Source organism: Vibrio sp. 378, from assembly GCF_033339435.1.
This window is the reverse complement of sequence record NZ_JAWOUO010000170.1, coordinates 1-1033: the sequence shown is the minus strand read 5'-3', so window position 1 is coordinate 1033 and position 1033 is coordinate 1. Positions and strand designations below refer to the sequence as shown.

Annotated in this window: 1 protein-coding gene and 1 pseudogene; both read left to right on the top strand. The window is 47.2% G+C overall.

Going from position 1 to position 1033, the window contains the following annotated elements; genetic code table 11:
• On the top strand, nucleotides 1-532 hold a 532-nt coding region (locus R7Q48_RS24915), incomplete at its 5' end, for a hypothetical protein (RefSeq protein WP_318132793.1).
• 69 nt (nucleotides 533-601) lie between these two features.
• Nucleotides 602-1033, top strand: a pseudogene (locus R7Q48_RS24910) (hypothetical protein); the annotation flags it as partial.

Here is a 1033-nt window from a genome sequence, read left to right as displayed (position 1 = left end):
AGTGGATGAGCTATATGGCTTGTCTCGTAACCGAACGCTTAAGCAGAGCAACCAAGTGGCGTTCCAATTCAAAACACGCACTCGCCAAGGCTTCTCATTCAAGGTGACCACCGATAACGGCACGCACATCGAGTTCGACCAACAAGGCAATGCAATTACCAAGCATAAAGGTGATAAGCAAAAAGGCCTGTCGGCAGAGAACATCGATGTGGAGAGAAACCTTTATCGCGACGGGGATGAGTACCTTTGGGAGATCGTCGTTGAGAACAAAGGGCTTTATGAAGACGGTATTCCGGGCGTTCGACTGCTTACCGTCGAGGGCATCATTATCGAGACCGACCAATATGGTCGATACCATGTTCCAGATCAGTGGGTGTTGAATAAGAAAGGGAAGCAGTTCTTGGTCAAAGTCGACACAGACTCGCTACCAACGGGTATGAAAGTGATCAGTGAAAACCCGAAAGTACAACGAATCACACCAAACAAACTGACGAAATTTAACTTCAGTATTCAAAGCAGTGGGGATGATTAACCGTTCGTAACTTACACGTTGGCTGGGCTTGTTCTCAGCCATTGACTGCAACGGTTAAGCAAGAAAATTATGATTAGATTTAGACAATCAAAACTGACGATATGTATCGCGGCGGCGTTGCCGATCCTATCGTACGCAAAAGACACCAGCCAGTTAGAAAAGCTGGGCAGTGACTCACTGGGTATTGAAGTTAACACGCATGAACAAACCGACAATTCTCGTATTTATCTGGAACAAGGTGCGATTTGGGTTAGCCGTGACATCATGCGCTTTGACCCGGTGCTGGATCTGAGCATCAGCAGCAATGTGGAAGTTAGAAACGGCAAACCTCTGCAAGAGATGAGTTTTGCTATCACCACCAACTTCAGTTACTACGTGGATCATTACCAATTAGAAGTGTATCGCGGTGGCGATCGTGGTTTGGTGTCTCCGCTGGCGGTGGTGGAAGGTCAGCAATTTGCCAACGATTTCAACATCGTTTGGGATGGCAAGGCCGATCAA